The following is a 20,752-nucleotide window of genomic DNA, read 5'->3' as shown; positions in this document are numbered from 1 at the left end:
AGTTAAATATAGATAAAGGGTGATTGTATTGGCAGTTAACAGTAAAGCAAGGATAAAAGTTAATTTTAAAGAACAGTTTGATACAATAGTTGCATTTGCAGTGGTAGGAATAATCTTAATGATGATTATTCCGCTGCCAACAGCACTGTTAGATGTGCTGTTAGCTATAAATATAAGTATATCAATAACTATATTGCTGCTTACCCTTTTTACAACAGAAGTGCTCCAACTTTCAGTGTTTCCGACTTTGTTACTTATCACTACACTTTTTAGATTATCTTTGAATCTATCTTCCACAAGGCTGATACTTGGTCAAGGGGATGCTGGACACATCATACAAGCTTTCGGTACCTTTGTTGTTAAAGGAAACTACGCAGTTGGTATAATACTTTTCATTATCATAATAATAGTTCAGTTTGTAGTTATAACTAATGGTGCAGGAAGAGTATCTGAGGTATCTGCCAGGTTTACACTTGATGCTATGCCAGGAAAGCAGATGAGCATAGATGCAGATTTGAATGCAGGAATGATAGATGAAGCTACAGCCAGAAAAAGGAGAGAAAACCTTCAAAGAGAGGCAGATTTCTATGGAGCTATGGATGGTGCTTCTAAGTTTGTAAGAGGTGATGCTGTAGCCGGAATGATAATAACTGTTATTAATATAGCAGGCGGAATAATTATCGGTGTATTGATGATGGATTTAACGGCTGCTGAAGCTGCTGCTAAGTATGTGAAGCTTACTATAGGTGATGGACTTGTAAGTCAGATACCAGCACTGCTTATATCAGTAGCATCTGGTATTCTGGTTACTCGTTCAGGAAGTGAAGACAATTTTGGTAATGTTTTAGTAAAGCAGTTAACTTCCTTCCCCAAAGTTCTAGCTATTGCATCAATTATTCTCCTTATTATGGGTCTCATACCAGGTATGCCTTTTCCAGCTTTCTTTGGCCTTGCAGCAGCTTTTGCCGCAGGAGCATACTTCCTTCACAAGGATCAAAAGGAACAGGAACAGCGAATGATGGAATCTGAACAGGAAGAGATAATGGAGGTTGAAAAAAAGGAACCAGAGAATGTAATGAACCTTATCTCTGTAGAACCTATGGAGGTTGAAATAGGATATGGACTGATACCTCTTGCTGATGAAACTTCCGGAGGTGATATGTTCCAGAGAATAGCTTCAGTTAGAAGACAGTGTGCTATAGAAATGGGAATTGTAGTACAACCTATACGAATAAGAGACAACTTGCAGCTTAAAACTAATGAATATGTGGTTAAGATTAGAGGAACCGTAGTGGCTTCTTCGGATCTAATGCCAAATATGCTTCTATGTATGGATCCTACAAATGAGAACTTAGATATGCCAGGAATCAAAACTAAGGAACCTACTTTTGGACTTGCAGCTGTATGGATAAATAAGGATCAAAGGGAAGAGGCAGAAATAAAGGGATATACAGTTGTTGATCCTACTACAGTTATGGTAACTCACCTTACTGAAACTATAAAAGCTCATTCTTATGAACTTCTTGGCAGACAGGAAGTTAAGCTGATAATAGACGGCGTAAAAGAAAAATACAATGCTGTTGTTGAGGAACTTATACCTGATCTTATGACGATCGGAGAGGTTCAGAAAGTTCTTCAAAATTTATTAAAGGAAAAAGTTCCGATAAAGGATATGGTAACTATATTGGAATCTCTTGCAGATAATTCAAGGGCTACAAAGGATATAGAATTATTAACTGAATATGTTAGATTTGCACTAGCAAGAACTATATGTAATCCACTTGTAGATGAGAATAGAACTATTATCGTTGCTACACTCGATCCAAAACTTGAAGAACTTATTTCGAACAATCTTCAAAAATCTATACAGGGTACTTTTCCTGCTTTGGATCCTCAGATTACAGGAAAGGTGCTAGCCTCAATAAAGGATATTACTCAAAGTGTATATTTTAATGAAAATGTACCAGTATTCCTTGTGTCACCAAAGATAAGACCTGCATTTAGACGACTAATTGAAATGGTATATCCAAACGTAGTGGTATTATCATTAAATGAAATTCCTAATGATGTAGAGATAAAAACAGAAGGAGTTGTATCCATATAATGGTTATAAAACGGTATTTGGTTAAAAACATGAATGAAGCAATGACCAGGATAAGATATGAACTAGGGGCAGAAGCAATAATAATTAGCCAGAGAAAAATTAAGAAACCAGGTTTTATAGGTCTTTTCTCTAAAAGGATTATTGAAGTTACAGCAGCTGTTGATAATAGTGGAAAAGAAAAGAAGAAAGCCGACTTAAGGACTGATTCAAATCAGTCTATGAAAGACAGCATTGACGCGATAAAAAAGATAATGAACAGCAGTATTGAAAATAGGAAACAAAATAGCGAAGCAATTGCCAGCACAGCAGAAGATGCTATTGTAGAAGTTAAACCTGATAATGAACTTAATGATGAAAGTAAACCTTCTGGAATTGAAAATATGCTTCTATCAGAGTTTAAGGAAATGAAAAGCATGATTGCTGGAATAAATGTGTCTAACGGCGCAGCTTCCGGTGCTCAAAAGAGTGAAATACAGAAAAAATTAGAGTCTAATGATATAAATGAGAAAACTGCAGAAAAGATAATTAATACTATAAAAGCCGACGACTCTGAAGCAGATGAAAAAATCAAATTAGAAAATGCAATAAAGAAATATATAAATATATCTGATGCAGAGATGAATGGTACTATTGTACTTGTTGGACCTACAGGTGTAGGAAAAACAACTACCATTGCAAAATTAGCAGGAAAGTTGGCTTTAATGGATAAGAAAAAAGTTGGACTTATTACTGTTGATACCTATAGAATTGGAGCTGTAGAACAGCTTAGAACCTATGCTGAGATAATGAATATACCTTTTAAGGTTGTCATTACTATAAAAGAAATGGAAAAAGCATTAAGCGAGCTTGAAGATTGTGATGTTGTTCTAGTAGATACCACTGGGAGAAGCAGTAAAAATACGATGCAGCTTTCCGAGCTTAGAGCATTTATAGATAAGACTGGTTCTGAGAATATAAATCTGGTGGTAAGCTGTACAACCAAAGACAGGGATATAGTTTCAATTACTGAGGGCTTTAAACAGTTAAACTATAATAATGTTATAATAACCAAATTGGATGAAACGAGTACTTATGGTTCTATTGTAAATATATTGGATATTGCAAAAAAACCATTAAACTATATTACTACTGGTCAAAATGTACCAGATGATATCAAGAAATTTACTGAAGTGGAGCTTTGCAATCTTATTTTAGGAGAGGACGTAATATGCTAGATCAAGCTGATAAACTTAGAAAATTAGCATCGCAAAATACAAACGCTGCTTCAAAACCAAGAATAATAACAATTACATCAGGAAAAGGGGGAGTTGGTAAAAGTAACGTAGTAGTTAACCTTGCTATAACTCTTCAAAAAATGGGAAAGCGAGTTTTGATTTTTGATGCCGATATAGGGATGGGAAATGATGATGTTTTAATGGGATTTTTGCCAAAATATAATATTTTTGATATAATATTAGATAATAAGAACATTGAAGAAGTCGTTATAAAGGGTCCCTTTGGCGTGCAGCTGCTGCCTGGCGGTTCAGGGTTAAGCAGAATTGAAGATCTTACTGAGGAGCAGAGGACAGCTTTTATGAATAAGCTTAATTCCTTAGAAAACTTGGATTATATTTTGATGGATACAGGTGCAGGAATAAATAGAAGTGTACTTGGATTTATATCAAGCTGTGAGGAACTTATCATTCTAACTACACCAGAGCCTACATCTTTGACTGATGCCTATAGTCTGCTAAAAGCCGTCAGCCATTTCAAACTGAAAAATAAAGCTGAGGTCATAATAAATAAAGCGATGGATGAAAAAGAGGCAGTTATAACTTACAATAAATTTAATAATGCGGTATCAAACTTTCTTAAAGTTAAATTAAATTATTTAGGAATGGTTTCCGATGATAGGAAAGTTGTGATGGCAGTTAGATCACAGCAGCCTTTTACAGTAATCTATCCCACCTGTGATGCTTCTAAAAATATCATCAGCATAGCTGAAAAATTGATTGGTAATTCGTCACAAAGTGAAGGAACTGGATTTCAAGGCTTTTTCAAAAAATTATTCAATATTTTTTCATGAGTGAGGTAGACAATGAAGATAGAACTTAAGTTAAATGCTAGAATTGAAATACAAGTTGAAGAAGAAATGTACAAAAGTAATATTCAGAATATAACAAAAGATAAAATGCTTGTAAGCTTACCGGTAAAAGACGGGGTATATATTACACCCTCACGAGGAGATATATTAGAAGTATTTTATTATGACGATCAGTATAGATATAAATTTTCTTCGAAAGTAATAGGACGAGTGTCTGAAAATAAGATACCTATGCTGTCTATAGAATATCCAAGCGACGTTGAGAGAGTTCAAAGAAGAGAATTTGTTAGAATTAATGTGATGTATGATATCCAATATACCAAATTGGAAGCAAGGCATGACAGGCCGGGCAGTTACGTTGAATTAGAGCAGATATATGAAGGAACCATTCTTGATCTTAGCGGAGGCGGTTTTAGACTGAGCAGTAAAACTGTTTTAAGCTTAAAAGATCTTATAATTGCTAAATTAAATTTTTCCGATAATCAGATAAAGGTTATGGGAGAGGTAGTAAGAGTTGATCATGTGGACAATAAATATATATATGGAGTAAATTTAATTAATGTAGAAGAGAGTACTAGGGATAAAATAATACACCATATTTTTGAGATAATGAGAAAGCAAAAGAGAACTATGCTATAAATAAATTTCTAAAGTTAAATGTTTAGGAGGAGAAAGTATGGCTATTTCAGAAGCTGTAGATTTACGTGAACAAGTAATAAAAAAATATATTCCTCTAGTAAAGTATTTGGCATCTAGAGTTATTATTGGCAAGAGTAAGTATGTTGAATATGAAGATCTTGTAGGTTATGGTATGGTAGGGCTTATGGACGCGGTAAATAAGTTTGATGCGTCCAAAGGTATGAAATTTTCAACGTATGCCTCTATAAGAATCAAAGGCTCTATGATAGATGAAATCAGGCGTAATAGTCCAATCTCCAAAGGGGCTATGGATAAATTAAATCAATATAATAACGCTATAGACAAGCTTCAATCAAAACTGCTAAGGGATCCAACGGATTTTGAAATAGCCCAGCACTTAAACATGACGATTGATGATGTAGCTGAAATACAGAATTATATAAATTATATTTCCCAGGTGTCATTAGATAATATACTATTTTCAGAAGATGACGATATTGAACTTATGGGAAGTATAGAAGATAAGAACAGTCCTAACCCAATCAGAAATATGGAAGAGAAGGAAGAACTGCAATATCTTAGTAAAGCTATTGATGAGCTTAACGAAAAAGATAGAACGGTTATTTCTCTGTATTATTATGAGGGACTAACTCTTAAAGAAATAGGCAGGATATTAGAAATATCAGAGTCTAGAGTTTGTCAGCTTCATAGCAGAGCTATAGTACATATGCGCAAAATTCTGAAAAAACTGAAATATGAGGATTTTAATTGATTGGAGGATTATATGGCTGCTTTTTTATTAGTAGTTGGACTTTTACTTATATGCATTAATACATGGTTGATTCGCAAGGAGCAGAGAAGTTTTAAAACAGTATATAATGATAGGCAAGCGAACATAAATGAAACTAATGAACTTATAACGACGTTACGAAAAGAGATGGCTGAGACTATATTAGAGCTTCAAACAGAGATTTACGATATAAAAAGCAGATTAGATAAAAGTGATGAAAATAATGGAAATAGCCTTAAGAATTTTGATGAACAGGACGAATATAGTATTGAACAGGACAATATAGAGGACGATATGAAGAGTTCAGAGGATGGAACAGCTAATGCTGAAAATATTGATAACGAAGACACACAATTAAGCAGTGGTAATAGCTTCAAGGTCGCAGAGATTGAAAAACTTTTAAAAGAAGGTTACACTGAAGAACAGGTTTGCGAAAAATTAAGTTTAGGTAAGGGGGAAGTACTATTAATAAGGGATTTGTACATCAAATAAAAAGCTTACTTAAATTTCTTTCTGATAAAAAGGTATTACTTGGGATAGGTATTGGAATGGTAATTTCAGTAATGCTTATGACGGCTGTTAATTCAGGAAAGCTAACAAACGCTCAGATCGAACAGAAAGCTAGAACACTTGGAATGGGATACCCGGATGAGTACAAAGTTATTGATGGAGGTAATTCGAAATGATAAGAGGACTTTATACAGCTGTATCAGGACTTATTACACAGGAAGCAAAACAGGATGTAATAACTAATAATATGGCAAATGCAAATACTAATGGATATAAATCTGATGATCTAAAAATTAAGAATTTCGGTGATGTATATATTGAAAACCGTGATAGGATTGCAGGAAATCGTAATGTTACTAGCCGATTAGGCAAATTGAGTTACGGAAGTAAAATAGATGAAACCTATACAGATTTTACTCAAGGTGATCTAGTTAACACAGATGAGGATACTGATTTTGCTCTAAGTGGATCAGGTTTTTTCACAGTACAGGGGACTGTAAATGGAAAAGCTGCCAATTACTATACAAGGGATGGACATTTTCATGTAAGCAATGATGGATATCTTGTCAATGACAGCGGGTACAGAGTTCTTGGAAGAAACGCTGCTACTAATGCTTTGGAACCTATAAAGGTAGATAATTCAAAGATGACAGTAGATGCAAATAACAATATATACTTAGATGGAAGATTAGCTTATAATTTTGGCATTGTAGATTTCAATAATTATAATGCACTGCAGAAGCAAGGAGATAACTTATACAGTGGAAATAATCCAATTGCAGCTCAACAAACTACAGTAAAACAAAAATCATTGGAAAAGTCTAATGTTAATATTATAAATTCTATGGTTGATATGATGTCTGTAATGAGAAATTTTGAATCAGATCAGAAGGTAGTGCAGACGATGGATGAAACTTTGGGAAAAGCAGTAAATGATGTTGGAAAGATATAAACTTTAGAATTTGAATTTTAGGAGGTGCTATTTTGTTAAGAATTTTATGGAATAGTAAAAGTGCTATGACAGCAAATCAGAATAAATTAGACGCAATATCAAATGATCTTGCAAACTCAACAACTAGTGGATATAAGAGTAAAATTGTTTCATTTCAGGATTTAGTATCAGAAACATTAAACAGAAAAGGGTATCCGGTTACTGAAAATGGTAAAAGAGTTAAGGATCCTTATACAGGCTCTGGTGTTAAATCAACTGATTGGATGATGAGTACAGTTCAAGGTTCAATGGTAAAGTCAGATTTATCTACTAATCTTGCATTAGATGGTCCAGGATATTTTGAGGTAACCACTTCATCTGGAGAGAAGGCTTATACTAGAAACGGCGAATTCCTATTAGATGCTAACGGACAGTTAGTAGATCATGATGGAAATAAAGTTACTATAGAATATGCTAACGGATATAATGCTAATAATGTTAAACTAACAGATGATAATTTCCATGTTACTGAGGATGGCTCAATAACATTAAATGGTTCGAATAAGATAATAGGTCGTATTCCAGTATATAACACTACAGGATCTGAAGCTATGATTCCTTCTGGCGATAGTTTATTTAAGCCAGATAATGGTGTTAATATGTTTCAGACTAATGGTACAGATGTATTGCAAGGCTATACAGAAGCTTCCAATGTAAATGTCGGAAAAACGATGTCTGATCTTATAGTCACCCAGAGAGCTTTTCAATTGGGCTCAAAGGGTATTCAGACTGCTGATTCCATGTGGCAGATGGTTAATAATTTAAGAAGCAGATAGTAAAAAAGAGAAAAGAGTAAAGATAAGGAAAGAATTCAGTTTGGCACTGAATTCTTTTTTAGCATTAGGGATAGTATAAATCTATTTATTAATACATATAATCTACTATTATTAAAAATGAAGGGGTAGAGATATTATGTTAAATTGTAACTATTCTGATATGATGATAAATTGTAATGAACAATGTTTTAAGTCTAATTCATATTCATCTGAAAGAGTTTTTAATACATGGCCATATGTATATCCATATTCTCAGCCTATTGTTAAGGATAAGCCTATATATGATAATAAATTTGGTTACAATACCAATACATTATATAATGGTGTTCTTCCTCAGCCAGTTTTCCCTGAACCTGTAGCAGCTAGTAATCTAAAAATTACAACAGTAAACATTCAAGACATATGCTTGTAAAAAGAGAAGAGAGAAAAGAGTAAAGAGTAAAGAGACAAGTGAAGGTGGGAATTCAGTCACACTGAATTCCTATGAATAAATTTTGTTTCTTTTTAGGAATTTATGTTTTTGGATAGTGTTAAGATACTTTTATATAAAGCAAAAAAGATTATCATTAAATATAGAAACGTTTCATCATGTTTGCGAAGAAGTTAAAAAGAAACAGTAATATATTTTGAAGTCAATAAATTAAGATAAGAAGGCAACAGAAGCGGTATAATAAGAGTATTTTATGAATATTAAGAGTCAGGGCATTAAAAATGGTTACATCCGACGGAGGCATTTGGAGTGAATTTAGCAATTACCCATGTCTTTTAGGCAAATTTCCGTTAAGATGGCGAATTGTTTGAGGCGTAGCCGAGTTATGAGCCATTAGGAAATTTGCCTAAAAGATGCGGTGTAATTGCTTAATGAACGTAACCGGCCGACATAGGGTGTAACCATTTTTTACTTCATATTTGCAATAGCTGAACTTATTGGCGGAATTACTTGTTTCTTTCTTGAAACAACTCCAGGAAGATAAACACTGTTGTTTTCAAACTCCACGTTAAACGCTTTAGATAAGATTTCTTTTTCTTCTCCTGCTATAATAAGCTCGGATCCGCCTTTAAGTATATCTGTAATCATAAATATAAGAATAAAGAAGCCATTTTCCCTAACTTTTCTATTCATAAGCTCTAATATAGACTTCTTCATTGCCTCCATTCCTTCCATATCAAGTGTTCCTATTTGAGAAACTCCAACTTTAAGATCATTAATGCTGAAGGCCTTAAAATCTTGATGAAATATTTCTTCAGGACTTTTATCTCTGAGGGAGGTTCCTGCTTTAAACATTTCCTTAGCAAATTTTTCAGGGTCCAAATCGGCAATAGCAGAAAGTCTCTTTAGCATTATCTGATCAACAATTGTAGAAGTTGGTGACTTTAATAACAGCGTATCAGAGATTATTGCAGCACATAAAATTCCTGCCACATTTTTACTTGGTCTTATACCATTTTCGAAAAATATTGAAGCTATAATTGTAGAAGTACTGCCCACGGGTTCATTTCTAAAGTATATAGGATTTCCAGTCTGTACATCTGCTATTCTGTGATGATCTATAATTTCAAGCACTTCTGCCTCCTCAAGGCCATCTACTGCCTGAGATCTTTCATTGTGGTCAAGGAGTATAACCTTTTTTCTGTTTTTGGAAATCAAATGATATCTGGATATACTTCCAATAACTGCATCATCTTTTCCGATAATTGGGTAGCTCCTATATCGGTTTTCCAGCATTACATCTCTAATTTCATCTACAAAATCTTCTGTAGAAAAACTAATAAGATTATCTTTAGTCATTACGTATTTTACAGGGATACTCTGAGTTATAAGTCTTGCAGCTGTAAAGCTGTCATGTGGAGTAACGATTACTGAACATTTATTTTTTTGAGCTAATTCTATAATGTTTTTTTCTACTTTATTGTTATCAGTTACAATTAAAAGAGAAATACCTTTTTCAATAACTAACTTCTGGACATCAGGACTGTCAGAGCAAATAGCTATATCTTCTTCGCTAATTGTGTCAGAGATAGAAGAAGAGGATATAGATGTAATTACGATCTTGCCTTCGAAGTAAGGCTTCGATTCCTCTACATATATTATTTTAGCAGAGAGGGTAGCAGTTATATTGTCAAGAGGAGTTTGACTTTTAGCTAAAATAGCATTATCCCATATATCCATAAAAGAAGATATGAGATTAGACATAGAAACTATACCTACCAGATTATTTCTCTCGTTAGTGACAGGCATGGTTTTAACGTTATTTCTTTTCATAAGGTTCCAAGCCATTTTGAGTGAAATATCAGGTGATACAGGAGCAATTTTATCTATATTTAAATCGCTTATTTGAACCTTTACAGTATCGATAAGCATAGGAGGTTGAATCTTAAAATAATCTAAAATAAATTTAGTTTCCAGATTTAATTCACCAAGTCTTACAGGTATTGCCGGGGTATTCTGCGTTTTATTTTTGAATTCTGCATATGCAATAGCAGCACATACTGAGTCTGTATCAGGATTTTTATGTCCTGTAATATAAATAACTTCTTTCATGTTAATTAATTCGTCCTTCCGTTTGTAATGATGTTTTTAAGTATATTCAACATTTATTTTATAGATTATGCACAAAAATGTAAAGAAAATAATTATAAAACAACTTAAAGTAATAATTTTTCTGCGGCTCTTTTCTCCTTACTCTTAACTCTTTTCTCTTCTCTTGGTAATGTTTAATTAATATGCTACATATATATATAAGGAAATTTATATAGCTCTGGGAGGACTGGGACATGTTAGAGCAAGTAGAATTATTGAAGGGACTTACGGAATCAGAAGCTAAGAGAAGACTTGAAAAGTATGGCCCTAATACACTAGAAAAAAAAGCTAGTATATCTCCTTTAAAAATTTTTCTAGCTCAATTTAATGATTTTATAACCTGGGTGTTAATAGTAGCTACTGTGATATCCGGTTATATGGGAGAAAAGGCTGATGCAATAACTATTCTTGTAATAGTCGTGATGAATGCAATATTAGGGTTCATACAGGAATATAAAACAGAGAGGTCTTTGGATGCACTAAAAAAGATGGCGGCGCCAACCACTAAGGTTATAAGGAATGGAAGATTGAAGGTTATCAATGCTGAAAATGTAGTTCTGGGGGACCTTTTAGTACTAGAAAGCGGAGACAGGATACCAGCAGACTGCATAATTGTTACATCAAGTAATGTGTTAGTAGATGAATCATTACTCACTGGAGAGTCAACGGGTGTGATTAAGAGTACAGCAAAGGAAGAAAACAATATCTACATGGGAACGATAATGCTAAAAGGAAGAGTTGAAGCAAAAGTAGTAAAAACAGGCATGGATACAGAAATGGGTAAGATAGCAAACATGCTTCAGAATATTGAACGTGAAAAGTCGCCCCTTAAAGAGAAACTTAATTTTCTTGGCAAGATAATGGTAGTTGGCTGTATTGTTATTTGTTTCATTGTAACTATACTTGGAATTATGCGTGGGAATGACATAATGGATATGTTTCTTCTAGGGGTAAGCTTAGCAGTAGCAGCGATTCCAGAGGGATTAACTGCAATTGTTACGGTAGCTTTAGCTCTTGGAGTTTCGAGAATGCTTAAACGAAATGCACTGGTTAGAAAACTTCCTGCTGTGGAAACCTTAGGATGCACCTCAGTCATTTGCAGTGATAAAACAGGGACGCTGACAGAAAATAAAATGACTGTAAAGAAGCTATATTTTAATGATAGAATCATATCTGCTAATGATAAAAAGGAACTTAAGATATTTGAAAAAGATAACATGCTGAAAAAAATATTTACTATATGTAGTGATTGCAGCTTTGATTTTACTGAAAAAAATTTTGAAAAGGCTCTGTTTGGAGATCCAACTGAAACCGCGCTGATAAGGGCATTTTTTAAAGAAAATAAAGATTTGCAGAACTTCATAACATCGTTTAATAAGGCTTATGATATACCTTTTGATTCTGAAAGGAAAATGATGACGGTAATTTCCAGAGAAAGGGGAAAAGAGGTTTGTCTGGTAAAGGGTGCACCGGAGAGAGTCCTTGAAAAGTGTACCAAAATATATGTAAATGGAAGTATAGAACCGATGACTCAGTTGTGGAAAAAGAGAATACTTCGTAATATAGAGCTTATGTCAGATAATGCGCTAAGATGTATAGCAGCAGCTTATAAGGAGATTGGGATTGTACATAATAAAAATGTGGAAAGTAATTTAATATTTGTAGGTGCAGCAGGAATTATAGATCCGCCGAGAAGAGAAGTAAAAGATGCTGTAATGCGATGTAAATCAGCAGGTATAAAGGTAGTAATGATTACAGGAGATCATAAAAATACTGCTTATGCCATTGGAAAGGATCTTGATATATGCACTAGCAAGGAACAAGTCATAACCGGTGAGGAATTGGATAGATTGTCAGATAGTGAGCTCAGTGCAAAAATCGAAGGATTAAGGATATTTGCAAGAGTAAACCCTGAACATAAACTGCGAATAGTTAAAAACTTTAAAAAAAATATGGAGATTGTTGCAATGACTGGTGATGGTGTTAATGATGCACCAGCCATTAAAGAAGCTGATATTGGAATAGCTATGGGTATAGCAGGAACAGACGTTACAAAAGAGTCTGCTTCAATGATACTTCTTGATGATAACTTTGCGACTATTGTGGCAGCGGTAGAAGAAGGAAGAGTTATTTACGGTAACATAAGAAAATTCATAAGATATCTTCTTTCTTGTAATCTTGGAGAAGTACTTACAATGTTTTTAGCTTCGTTAATGTATCTTCAAACGCCACTTATAGCAATACAAATACTGTTTGTAAATCTTGCAACTGATGGACTTCCAGCTATAGCATTAGGGGTAGATCCGCCGGAAGATGATACAATGATTGAAGAACCTAGACCAAAAAATGAGCATATATTTGCAAGGGGACTTACCGAGAAGATATTAATCAGAGGAAGTCTAATAGGAATTTGCACAGTACTTTCTTACTTAGTTGGATTAAACTTTGGTTTTTCACTGGATAGCTGCAGGACTATAGCTCTTTCAACGCTGGTGTTATCACAGCTGATTCATGTCTTTGAATGTAAGTCAGAAAAGAAACCACTTTTCCGTATCAATATATTCAGCAATATGTATTTAGTTGGAGCTGTTACAACGTCAGTGCTTATGCTATTAACAGTAATATATGTACCAACTTTTCAGCAAATTTTCCACACGGTAGCTTTAGGAGGAAAACAGTGGCTGATTATACTATTCTTCTCGTGGATAATATCACTTATCAACACTATTTATATGCAATTTGGGAAAAGCAGAAACTAAGCAGTAGAAACTGATTATTTCTATAAGGCTAAGAGTTATTCACAAAAGAGTAAAAAATAAAGAAGCTTTCTGGAATCTAGAATATATCATAATTTCAGAAAGCTTCTTTATTAAGTCCCAAAAAATAAATTGCAAGAAATTCTGCTTTGCAGAATTTCCTCCACCACTTTTCTCTTTTCTCTTTTCTCTCTACTCTTTACTCTTCTTACTTGTATTTGTATTTAACTTTAGTAGCATTTTTCATAACATTGCCGTCTACATGATAAAGCTCACCCTTGGTTGTCAGATTTAATATGTTCATTATTGTTATGCTTTCCTTTGAATCCTTGTGCTTTTTACTGTTGTTCTTCTTAGGTTTTAAACCTTGAACGATAACCAAATTTCCCTGAGAAATAGCCATGAACTTTGGCTTTTTGAACCATTTGTTTCTGCTGTATACGCAAGAAACAATATTTCTGCTTCGCTCAGGCTTAACAATTAGTACCGCTTTTAATTTATAGAAAATCCAAAGGATTCTTTTTTCTTCTACTTTAACGGAAAGCACATTACCTCTCACTTGAGTAAGTCTATCACCGTATTTTTTTAAATAAGAATCTTGATAATATTTAGTTAGTTTGTCTCTAAACCCCATGGTTAAAACTCCTTTACTAGTTAGTGATGCAAATCTTACAATGATTATTATAACATAGAAAAATCGGTTAGTGTCAATGTTTATATTTTTTTTAGTTACTAAAAGCTGAGTATTGGAATATTATTATAGTAATGAAGTTGTAATATTACTTTTAGAGGGTGAGGCCTAATATTATGGATTTAGCATTGAAAACCATGGATATTGTTTATAAAGTAAAAGTCCCTGAGGTTCAGCTTGATGATAAAGAATACAGCATTCCACAATATGATTCTGTATTAGATGAATTGGAAAGAACATTGTTAATCGATGAAAGTAACTATAATATTTATTTGGTGGATGAGTATTCAGAGGAGAAGATAGAAAAAATAGTTGACAAAGTACAGGCAGTTGTTGCCCAAAATGAAATTCGAGATATATGTTATGCAATCTATGATGATATTAAAGCCCCACGTATAATCACATTGAAGAAGGGCTTTGGTAATGAACTTAAGAATTCACTTGACGATTTAAAGAACTATTACTTAGAAGTACTATATGATTTTTACAATAGAAGCACAGAAGAAAAAGATAAGATAATGGAAGGAATACAGATAAAAAGAAGTAGGCTTTTAGAAAGTCTTGTTGAAATGGCAAAGCAGGAAGGATTTAAGCTTAAGCCTTCCAGTAGTGGATTTGTATTTTTGCCAGATGAGGATGATACTAGTGATAGCATCAGTTTTGACGAAGAGAAATATAAAGCAATAAATAAGCTGAAGCAAAGGGCTAGAGAAATATTAGAGGATATAAAAAATTGTGAATCAGATGGACTTCAAAAGATAAAGGAGAATCTTTTAAAATTTGTTACAGAGGAAATGAATATTATAAAAGCTCAATGCTTTAAGACTTTTGAAGACCAGTCAGATGCATTGCGGTATCTTAAGTACGTTTGTGAAAATATTGAAAAAAACGTTATTGATATCTTTTCTGGAAATATAGAAGATGATGAAGATAAAATTATTTCGTTAATTTCAAAATATAATATAAATGTTATTGTTGATAACTCTAAAATTGAAAGTCCGCAAGTTATTTATGAAGAAGATCCTACACTTCAAAACCTAATTGGCACTGTGGACTATGACATTTCAGGCGGAAATTATGTTTGGGATGTTTCAATGATAAAAGCAGGTACAATTTTGAAATGCTACGGAGGATGCGTAATAGTAAGAGCCAGAGATATCTTTAGCAGTGTATCAAGTTATTTGTATCTAAAGAAAGTTTTACTCAATCATAAGCTTAAGATGGATTTCAATAAGATATATATGGAGATGCATGGAATTTGTATCGATCTAGAACCAATCTCAATAAACACAAGATTTATAGTTATTGGTGATTATGAAACATATAATATTCTTTACAATGGCGATGAAGATTTCAAATATATATTTAATAATAGGATACAATATGACAATTGTATAAATAATACAGAAGAAAACAGAAAAAAACTCGCACAAAACTTGAATTGCATCACAATAGAAAAAAAACTCTTAAATTTAAACGAAGCAGCATTACATGAAGTATTCAGGCACCTGTCTAAAAAAGTAGAGGATAGAGATAAATTATTCTATGATGATATGGAGCTCAAAAAAATATGTCTGGATGCAGACAGCTATGCTAGAAAAAGAAATAGTAATCATATAGAAGCAGTGGATATAGCAAGAATAGATAAGTATGAGGATTTAGTAGAAAAACATCTTTTAGAAAATTATGAGCAAAATTATATTAGATTTAATGTAGAAGATAAATGTATCGGCAGCGTAAACGGACTTTCGGTTATTGATTTGGGCTATATGTCTTTTGGACGACCTCTAAAAATAACCTGCAGTTGCTATAAAGGTGACGGAAATATAATGGATGTGCAGAAGGAAAGCAATTTGAGCGGTAATATTCATAATAAGTCTGTAAATATATTGAAGGGACTTATCAGTAAAATGCTGGGAGAAGATGTGGATATACCATTTGATTTTAATGTCAGCTTTGAGCAGGTATATGGAAAAGTTGAAGGAGATAGTGCATCTGTAGCAGAGCTGTTAAGTATAATATCTTCACTTTCGAAAATTCCCATTAGGCAGAGTATAGCTGTTACAGGTTCTGTTAATCAGTTTGGAGATATACAGGCAGTAGGTGGTATAAATGAAAAAATAGAGGGATTTTATAAGCTTTGCAATATAAAAGGAAAAATAGATGGAAAAGGAGTGCTTATTCCCAAGAGTAATTTGAAGAATCTAGTTCTAGATTATGATATAGAAAAACAGATAATTAAAAGCAAATTTAGCATATACATTATGGAAAGTATTGAAGATGCGTTGGAGGTCATGATGGGAAGCAGTAAGATCTCTAGCAAGGATATTATTGACGCGGCAATAAAAGAAGCTAAAAAAATTTCAAAATCAGAAAACTAATTGAGAGAAAAGAGTAGAGAGAAAAGAGAAAAGTTATGGAGAAAAGGTGGTCACTAAATGAAACAACAATACATCGTGTTTACGAAGAGATTAAAAAGAAATAATAATATATTTTGAATTTAGCGAATTAAGATACGAAGGTAACAGAATTAATAAAATAAAAATATTATGTAAAGATTAAGAGATAGCGCATAAAAAAGATTACATCAGAAGTAGGCATTTGGAGTGAGTTTAGTAATTACCCATGTCTTTGAGGGAAATTTCCGTTAAGATGGCGAATTGTTTGAGGCGCAGCCGAGTTATGAGCCATTAGGAAATTTGCCTCAAAGATGTGGTGTAATTACTTAATGAATGGAATTAGCCTACGTAGGATGTAATCTTTTTTATGACAATATTTGAGAATAAGTAAGCAATTAATGGCAAGAAATAAACATTGTAATGGTATACAATTGGTTATGAAAGGTGGCAGTACTAAAGGTTATAAGGGTATTGCAGCTGCAAACTAATATTTTTAGAAGGGAGAGAAAATTGACCATGGATTGCGATTTTAATGCTTAGTATGGTCGGTGAGAAATATGGTGGATAGACGTATCGAAAGAAAATTAAAGGTGGCTGTTATAGGCTGCGGAGGTATTGCAAATGGAAAACACTTACCAGCAATAAAGAAAAATGGAAACATAGTTATAGAGGCTTTCTGTGATTTAATTGAAGAAAGAGCTGTGAAGGCTAAAAATGAGTATGGTACAGAAGAAGCAAGAGTTTATACAGACTACACAGTACTTTTGGAAAAGGAAGAGGAAATAGAAGCTGTATATGTTTTAACACCAAATAAGTCGCACAGCATTATTTCTATTGCTGCAATGAAAGCAGGTAAGCATGTTATGTGTGAGAAGCCTATGGCAAAAACCTATAAAGAGGCAAAGGCTATGGTAGACACCGCTAAAGAAACTGGAAAGATACTCACAATAGGATATCAGAATAGATACAGAACTGATTCAGCTTATTTGAAGTCTGCCTGCGAAAATGATGATTTAGGTGAAATTTATTATGGTAAGGCACATGCTATAAGGAGAAGGGCAGTACCAACCTGGGGCGTATTTTTGGATGAGGAAGAGCAAGGAGGAGGTCCGCTCATCGACATAGGAACACATGCTCTTGATTTGACGCTTTGGATGATGAATAATTACGAGCCGGAATGTGTGTTAGGCTCAGTTTATAAAAAACTAGGAAATCAGACTAACACCGGTAACGCATGGGGAGATTGGGATAGAGATAAATTCACAGTTGAAGATTCTGCTTTTGGCTTTATAAAGATGAAAAATGGTGCAACCATTAATCTTGAAGCAAGCTGGGCATTAAATAGTCTTGAGGTGGATGAAGCTAAAACTTCATTATGCGGTACTAAGGCAGGAGCTGACATGAAGGATGGTTTAAGAATAAACTATGTTAAATATAACAAGCAATGTATAGAGAAGCCAGCCTTAGATGCTGCAGGAGTTGCATTCTATGATGGAGCTGCAGAAGAAGCACCGGATATTGAGCAAAAGGTGTTTTATAATGCAGTTGTAAATGGCAAAGAATTGGTGGTTAAGCCAGAGCAGGCTTTGGTGGTAACTCAGATTTTAGAGGCAATATATGAGTCTGCTAGAACTGGTAAGGCTGTATATTTTGAATAGAAAGAAGGGATTTTATGAGTCTGCCGATAGGACTTCAGTTATTCAGTATAAAAGATGAGACTGCAAAGGATTTTGCAGGAACCTTAAAGAAAGTGGCAGAGATAGGCTATGAAGGAGTAGAATTTGCTGGCTATGGAGGTTTGAAAAGTCATGAGCTTAAAGCAGTAATGCAGGATCTGAACCTAAAAGCCTGCGGAAGCCATGTGGGATTAAATGAATTAGTAAATGATCTTGCTGCTGTTATTGACTATAATCTTGAGATAGGTAATCCATATATAATATGTCCATGGTCGGAACTTAACAACATAAAAGAGTGTGAAGAGCTTGCCCTTAAATTAAATACCATTGGAGAAAAGTGCAAAAAGGAAGGACTAATATTAGGATATCATAATCATAACCATGAATTTAAACAGATTAATAGTAAGTATTTACTCGATATATTATATGAAGAAACAAAGTCAGAATATGTTAAGGCAGAAATAGACACATATTGGGTTGAGTATTCTGGAGTTAATGCTATTGAATACATGAAAAAATATACAGGAAGAGTAGAGCTTGTCCATATGAAGGACATGGAAATAGTTAATGGAGAGAAACGCTCTACTGAAATAGGAAATGGAATTATAGATATAAAGGCTATAGCAGCAGAAGCTGAAAATATAGGAGTAAAATGGTTGATAGTTGAACAGGAGTATTTTAGAGGATCAACTATTGAAAGTGTTAAGCTAGGGTACGAAAATTTAAAAAAGCTAATAAGAGGAGAGAGATAGTATGTATGTAGGATTATTAACAGTAAGTTTAGGAAATATGCCCTTAAAAGAAAAAGCTAAATGGGCAAGTGAGCAGGGTTTTAAGTCATTAGAAATAGCTTGCTGGCCAGCTGATAACAGCAGAGATTACTCAAGCTGTGATATAGATGTTGAGAATTTCTCTAAAGAGCAGGCAGAGGAAATAAAAGCATATTTTAAGGAGTACGGCTTGACTATATCTTCATTAGCATATTATGATAATAATCTTATAAATGATTTATCGAAAAGGAAGGAAATAAATAATCATTTTAAGAGATGTGTGGATGCAGCAGTGCTTTTGGAGGTACCAGCAGTAGGAACCTTCGTTGGAAGAAACATAGACAAGAGTATAGAGGATAATTTTGATGAGTTTGAAAAGGTATTTGTAGATTTAGTAGGTTATGCTGAAGAAAGAGGAATAAAAGTAATAATAGAAAACTGCGCAATGCAGGGATGGCAGGTAAAAGGTCTTCCAGGGACGATATCCTTTGCACCTGAGCTTTGGAGAGAAATGTTTAGGAGGGTACCAAATAAAAATTTTGGATTAAACTATGATCCATCACATCTTCATTCAATGTTAATGGATTATATTTCACCAATTAAAGAGTTCAAGGATAGAATTTTTCATGTACATGCTAAGGATGCGGAGGTTTTTGAAGATAAGCTAAAACAATATGGTGCATTCAACAAACAATTAAACTCAAGCAGTGAGGATTTTGGATACTGGAGATATAGAATGCCTGGTCTTGGACAGATTGATTGGGCACAGCTAATAAAGGAGCTTAAAAAAATAGGGTATGACGGTGTAATAAGTATAGAGCATGAAGATCCCGTATACGAAGGCAGTGAAGAAAAAGTAAAGGCAGGACTTACACTTGGAATAAACTATTTAAATAAACTGGTATAGATGCCGGCGCAGGAATGGAGTGATAAGCTGTGAAATGCAAAACTGCAGTTATCGGGTATGGCGGTATGGGCAGCTGGCATGCTCAGCAATTGAGAACAATGCAGGAGATGGAACTATGTGGAATCTATGATATAGCTCCGGAACCTTCAAACCGTGCAAGGAAAAATGGAATTTATGCCTATGAGACTTTTGAACAGCTTTTAGAGGATAAGGAAGTGAGCCTTGTTGTGGTGGCTATTCCTAATGATCTTCATAAAGAAGTATCCATTAAAGCTATGGAAGCAGGAAAGAATGTTATATGTGAAAAGCCCGTAGCTTTGAACTCTCAAGAACTTCAGGAAATGGTGGCAGCATCAAAACGGTGTGGCAAATTGTTTACAGTACATCAAAACAGAAGATGGGATGAGGACTTTTTAGTAGTAAAGAAGCTTTACGATGAAGGTACTTTGGGTAAGATATTTAATATAGAGTCAAGGGTGCATGGTTCAAGAGGAATTCCGGGTGACTGGAGAAACACAAAGGAGCATGGAGGCGGAATGGTACTGGACTGGGGAGTTCATATGCTGGATCAGATATTAATGCTTACTAAAAAAAGGATTATTTCAACTTATGCAGAACTTACTAATATAACAAATGAGGAAGTTGATGATGGCTTTAAGATATTATTAAAGTTTGAGGATGGATTATCCTGTCAGGTTGAGGTTGGTACAAGCAATTTTATTAACCTTCCAAGATGGTATGTTCAAGGAGAAAATGGAACAGCGCTTATTGAAGATTGGGACATAAATGGCAAGCTTGTAAAGGTTTCTGACTGGGAAAAACGTGATGCGGTACCAGTAGTAACTGCAGCTGGACTTACGAAAACTATGGCTCCTCGCACAGATGATACAATTAAGGAATATAAATTGCCAAGAATTAAGTCGGATGTCAGGGATTTTTATAGGAATGTAGTTAAATCTATAGAAAAAGAAGAAGAGCAGCTTGTTAAACACGATGAACTTATGAGAGTGATGAAGCTTATGGAAACAGTATTTCAATCAGCGGAAGTTAAGCAGGCAATACATGAAATCATATAAAGG

The 20,752-nt window shown here is 34.0% G+C and carries 18 protein-coding genes; 16 read left to right on the top strand and 2 right to left on the bottom strand.

Annotation, left to right across the window (positions count from 1 at the left end; genetic code table 11):
• Positions 1-28 precede the first annotated feature (28 nt).
• The 10 genes from flhA (at position 29) to CLORY_RS06755 (ending at position 8,305) form a co-directional block, all read left to right on the top strand.
• The gene (gene flhA, locus CLORY_RS06795; RefSeq protein WP_139375980.1) at positions 29-2,104 is read left to right on the top strand and encodes a flagellar biosynthesis protein FlhA; all 2,076 of its coding nucleotides are present in this window, start codon (positions 29-31) and stop codon (positions 2,102-2,104) included.
• Positions 2,104-3,318 carry a flagellar biosynthesis GTPase FlhF gene (gene flhF / locus CLORY_RS06790; protein ID WP_079422760.1) on the top strand — a complete coding sequence of 405 codons (1,215 nt, stop codon included), beginning with the start codon at positions 2,104-2,106 and terminating at the stop codon, positions 3,316-3,318. The genes flhA and flhF overlap by 1 nt, the downstream gene beginning before the upstream one ends.
• A complete protein-coding gene (locus tag CLORY_RS06785) occupies positions 3,312-4,169 on the top strand; it encodes a MinD/ParA family protein (protein WP_079422759.1) in 858 nt (285 codons plus the stop codon). The genes flhF and CLORY_RS06785 overlap by 7 nt, the downstream gene beginning before the upstream one ends.
• Before the next feature lie 12 nt (positions 4,170-4,181).
• Positions 4,182-4,826 (top strand): flagellar brake protein, encoded by a 645-nt coding sequence (locus CLORY_RS06780; RefSeq protein WP_079422758.1) that lies wholly within the window; start codon positions 4,182-4,184, stop codon positions 4,824-4,826.
• A gap of 37 nt (positions 4,827-4,863) precedes the next feature.
• Positions 4,864-5,598 (top strand): FliA/WhiG family RNA polymerase sigma factor, encoded by a 735-nt coding sequence (locus CLORY_RS06775; RefSeq protein ID WP_079422757.1) that lies wholly within the window; start codon positions 4,864-4,866, stop codon positions 5,596-5,598.
• A 12-nt stretch (positions 5,599-5,610) separates the two neighbouring features.
• Positions 5,611-6,108 (top strand): hypothetical protein, encoded by a 498-nt coding sequence (locus tag CLORY_RS06770; protein ID WP_079422756.1) that lies wholly within the window; start codon positions 5,611-5,613, stop codon positions 6,106-6,108.
• Between the two features lie 56 nt (positions 6,109-6,164).
• Positions 6,165-6,302 carry a hypothetical protein gene (locus CLORY_RS23210; protein WP_169911552.1) on the top strand — a complete coding sequence of 46 codons (138 nt, stop codon included), beginning with the start codon at positions 6,165-6,167 and terminating at the stop codon, positions 6,300-6,302.
• A complete protein-coding gene (locus CLORY_RS06765) occupies positions 6,299-7,078 on the top strand; it encodes a flagellar hook-basal body complex protein (RefSeq protein ID WP_079422755.1) in 780 nt (259 codons plus the stop codon). The genes CLORY_RS23210 and CLORY_RS06765 overlap by 4 nt, the downstream gene beginning before the upstream one ends.
• A gap of 32 nt (positions 7,079-7,110) precedes the next feature.
• Positions 7,111-7,893 (top strand): flagellar hook-basal body complex protein, encoded by a 783-nt coding sequence (locus tag CLORY_RS06760; protein ID WP_079422754.1) that lies wholly within the window; start codon positions 7,111-7,113, stop codon positions 7,891-7,893.
• 136 nt (positions 7,894-8,029) lie between these two features.
• The gene (locus CLORY_RS06755; protein ID WP_079422753.1) at positions 8,030-8,305 is read left to right on the top strand and encodes a hypothetical protein; all 276 of its coding nucleotides are present in this window, start codon (positions 8,030-8,032) and stop codon (positions 8,303-8,305) included.
• Between the two features lie 486 nt (positions 8,306-8,791).
• On the opposite strand, the gene CLORY_RS06750 is transcribed toward CLORY_RS06755, so the two are convergent.
• Positions 8,792-10,435: a putative manganese-dependent inorganic diphosphatase gene (locus CLORY_RS06750; RefSeq protein ID WP_079422752.1), complete on the bottom strand. Its 1,644-nt coding sequence runs from the start codon at positions 10,433-10,435 to the stop codon at positions 8,792-8,794.
• Positions 10,436-10,668: 233 nt separating this feature from the next.
• Between CLORY_RS06750 and CLORY_RS06745 the strand changes: the two genes are divergently transcribed.
• On the top strand, positions 10,669-13,233 hold the full coding sequence (locus CLORY_RS06745; protein ID WP_079422751.1) for a cation-translocating P-type ATPase: 2,565 nt from the start codon (positions 10,669-10,671) through the stop codon (positions 13,231-13,233).
• A 205-nt stretch (positions 13,234-13,438) separates the two neighbouring features.
• Here CLORY_RS06745 and CLORY_RS06740 read toward each other — a convergent pair whose 3' ends face one another.
• Positions 13,439-13,864, bottom strand: a complete 426-nt coding sequence (locus tag CLORY_RS06740) for a hypothetical protein (RefSeq protein ID WP_079422750.1) — start codon at positions 13,862-13,864, stop codon at positions 13,439-13,441.
• Between the two features lie 173 nt (positions 13,865-14,037).
• Between CLORY_RS06740 and CLORY_RS06735 the strand changes: the two genes are divergently transcribed.
• The 5 genes from CLORY_RS06735 to CLORY_RS06715 all read left to right on the top strand — a co-directional run bounded on the left by CLORY_RS06735 (position 14,038) and on the right by CLORY_RS06715 (position 20,749).
• Complete coding sequence (locus CLORY_RS06735) at positions 14,038-16,302, top strand: AAA family ATPase (protein WP_079422749.1); 2,265 nt, start codon at positions 14,038-14,040, stop codon at positions 16,300-16,302.
• A 575-nt stretch (positions 16,303-16,877) separates the two neighbouring features.
• A complete protein-coding gene (locus tag CLORY_RS06730; RefSeq protein ID WP_079422748.1) occupies positions 16,878-17,978 on the top strand; it encodes a Gfo/Idh/MocA family protein in 1,101 nt (366 codons plus the stop codon).
• 14 nt (positions 17,979-17,992) lie between these two features.
• On the top strand, positions 17,993-18,748 hold the full coding sequence (locus CLORY_RS06725; RefSeq protein ID WP_079422747.1) for a sugar phosphate isomerase/epimerase family protein: 756 nt from the start codon (positions 17,993-17,995) through the stop codon (positions 18,746-18,748).
• Between the two features lies 1 nt (position 18,749).
• Positions 18,750-19,673, top strand: a complete 924-nt coding sequence (locus CLORY_RS06720) for a sugar phosphate isomerase/epimerase family protein (protein ID WP_079422746.1) — start codon at positions 18,750-18,752, stop codon at positions 19,671-19,673.
• Positions 19,674-19,702: 29 nt separating this feature from the next.
• Positions 19,703-20,749: a Gfo/Idh/MocA family protein gene (locus CLORY_RS06715; RefSeq protein WP_079422745.1), complete on the top strand. Its 1,047-nt coding sequence runs from the start codon at positions 19,703-19,705 to the stop codon at positions 20,747-20,749.
• Positions 20,750-20,752: the final 3 nt, after the last annotated feature.

The sequence above is a fragment of the Clostridium oryzae genome, from assembly GCF_002029235.1.
In the GTDB taxonomy this organism is placed as follows: Bacteria; Bacillota; Clostridia; order Clostridiales; family Clostridiaceae; genus Clostridium_AE; species Clostridium_AE oryzae.
The sequence above is the reverse complement of the archived record's forward strand: the minus strand, read 5'-3'. Positions and strand labels throughout refer to the sequence as shown.

Bases quoted from the DNA above. Each gene is read 5' to 3' on its own strand.
- flhF (WP_079422760.1), top strand. From the start codon at position 2,104: ATGGTTATAAAACGGTATTTGGTTAAAAACATGAATGAAGCAATGACC.
- CLORY_RS06785 (WP_079422759.1), top strand. From the start codon at position 3,312: ATGCTAGATCAAGCTGATAAACTTAGAAAATTAGCATCGCAAAATACA.
- CLORY_RS06780 (WP_079422758.1), top strand. From the start codon at position 4,182: ATGAAGATAGAACTTAAGTTAAATGCTAGAATTGAAATACAAGTTGAA.
- CLORY_RS06775 (WP_079422757.1), top strand. From the start codon at position 4,864: ATGGCTATTTCAGAAGCTGTAGATTTACGTGAACAAGTAATAAAAAAA.
- CLORY_RS06770 (WP_079422756.1), top strand. From the start codon at position 5,611: ATGGCTGCTTTTTTATTAGTAGTTGGACTTTTACTTATATGCATTAAT.
- CLORY_RS23210 (WP_169911552.1), top strand. From the start codon at position 6,165: ATGGTAATTTCAGTAATGCTTATGACGGCTGTTAATTCAGGAAAGCTA.
- CLORY_RS06765 (WP_079422755.1), top strand. From the start codon at position 6,299: ATGATAAGAGGACTTTATACAGCTGTATCAGGACTTATTACACAGGAA.
- CLORY_RS06755 (WP_079422753.1), top strand. From the start codon at position 8,030: ATGTTAAATTGTAACTATTCTGATATGATGATAAATTGTAATGAACAA.
- CLORY_RS06750 (WP_079422752.1), bottom strand. From the start codon at position 10,435: ATGAAAGAAGTTATTTATATTACAGGACATAAAAATCCTGATACAGAC.
- CLORY_RS06745 (WP_079422751.1), top strand. From the start codon at position 10,669: ATGTTAGAGCAAGTAGAATTATTGAAGGGACTTACGGAATCAGAAGCT.
- CLORY_RS06740 (WP_079422750.1), bottom strand. From the start codon at position 13,864: ATGGGGTTTAGAGACAAACTAACTAAATATTATCAAGATTCTTATTTA.
- CLORY_RS06735 (WP_079422749.1), top strand. From the start codon at position 14,038: ATGGATTTAGCATTGAAAACCATGGATATTGTTTATAAAGTAAAAGTC.
- CLORY_RS06730 (WP_079422748.1), top strand. From the start codon at position 16,878: ATGGTGGATAGACGTATCGAAAGAAAATTAAAGGTGGCTGTTATAGGC.
- CLORY_RS06725 (WP_079422747.1), top strand. From the start codon at position 17,993: ATGAGTCTGCCGATAGGACTTCAGTTATTCAGTATAAAAGATGAGACT.
- CLORY_RS06720 (WP_079422746.1), top strand. From the start codon at position 18,750: ATGTATGTAGGATTATTAACAGTAAGTTTAGGAAATATGCCCTTAAAA.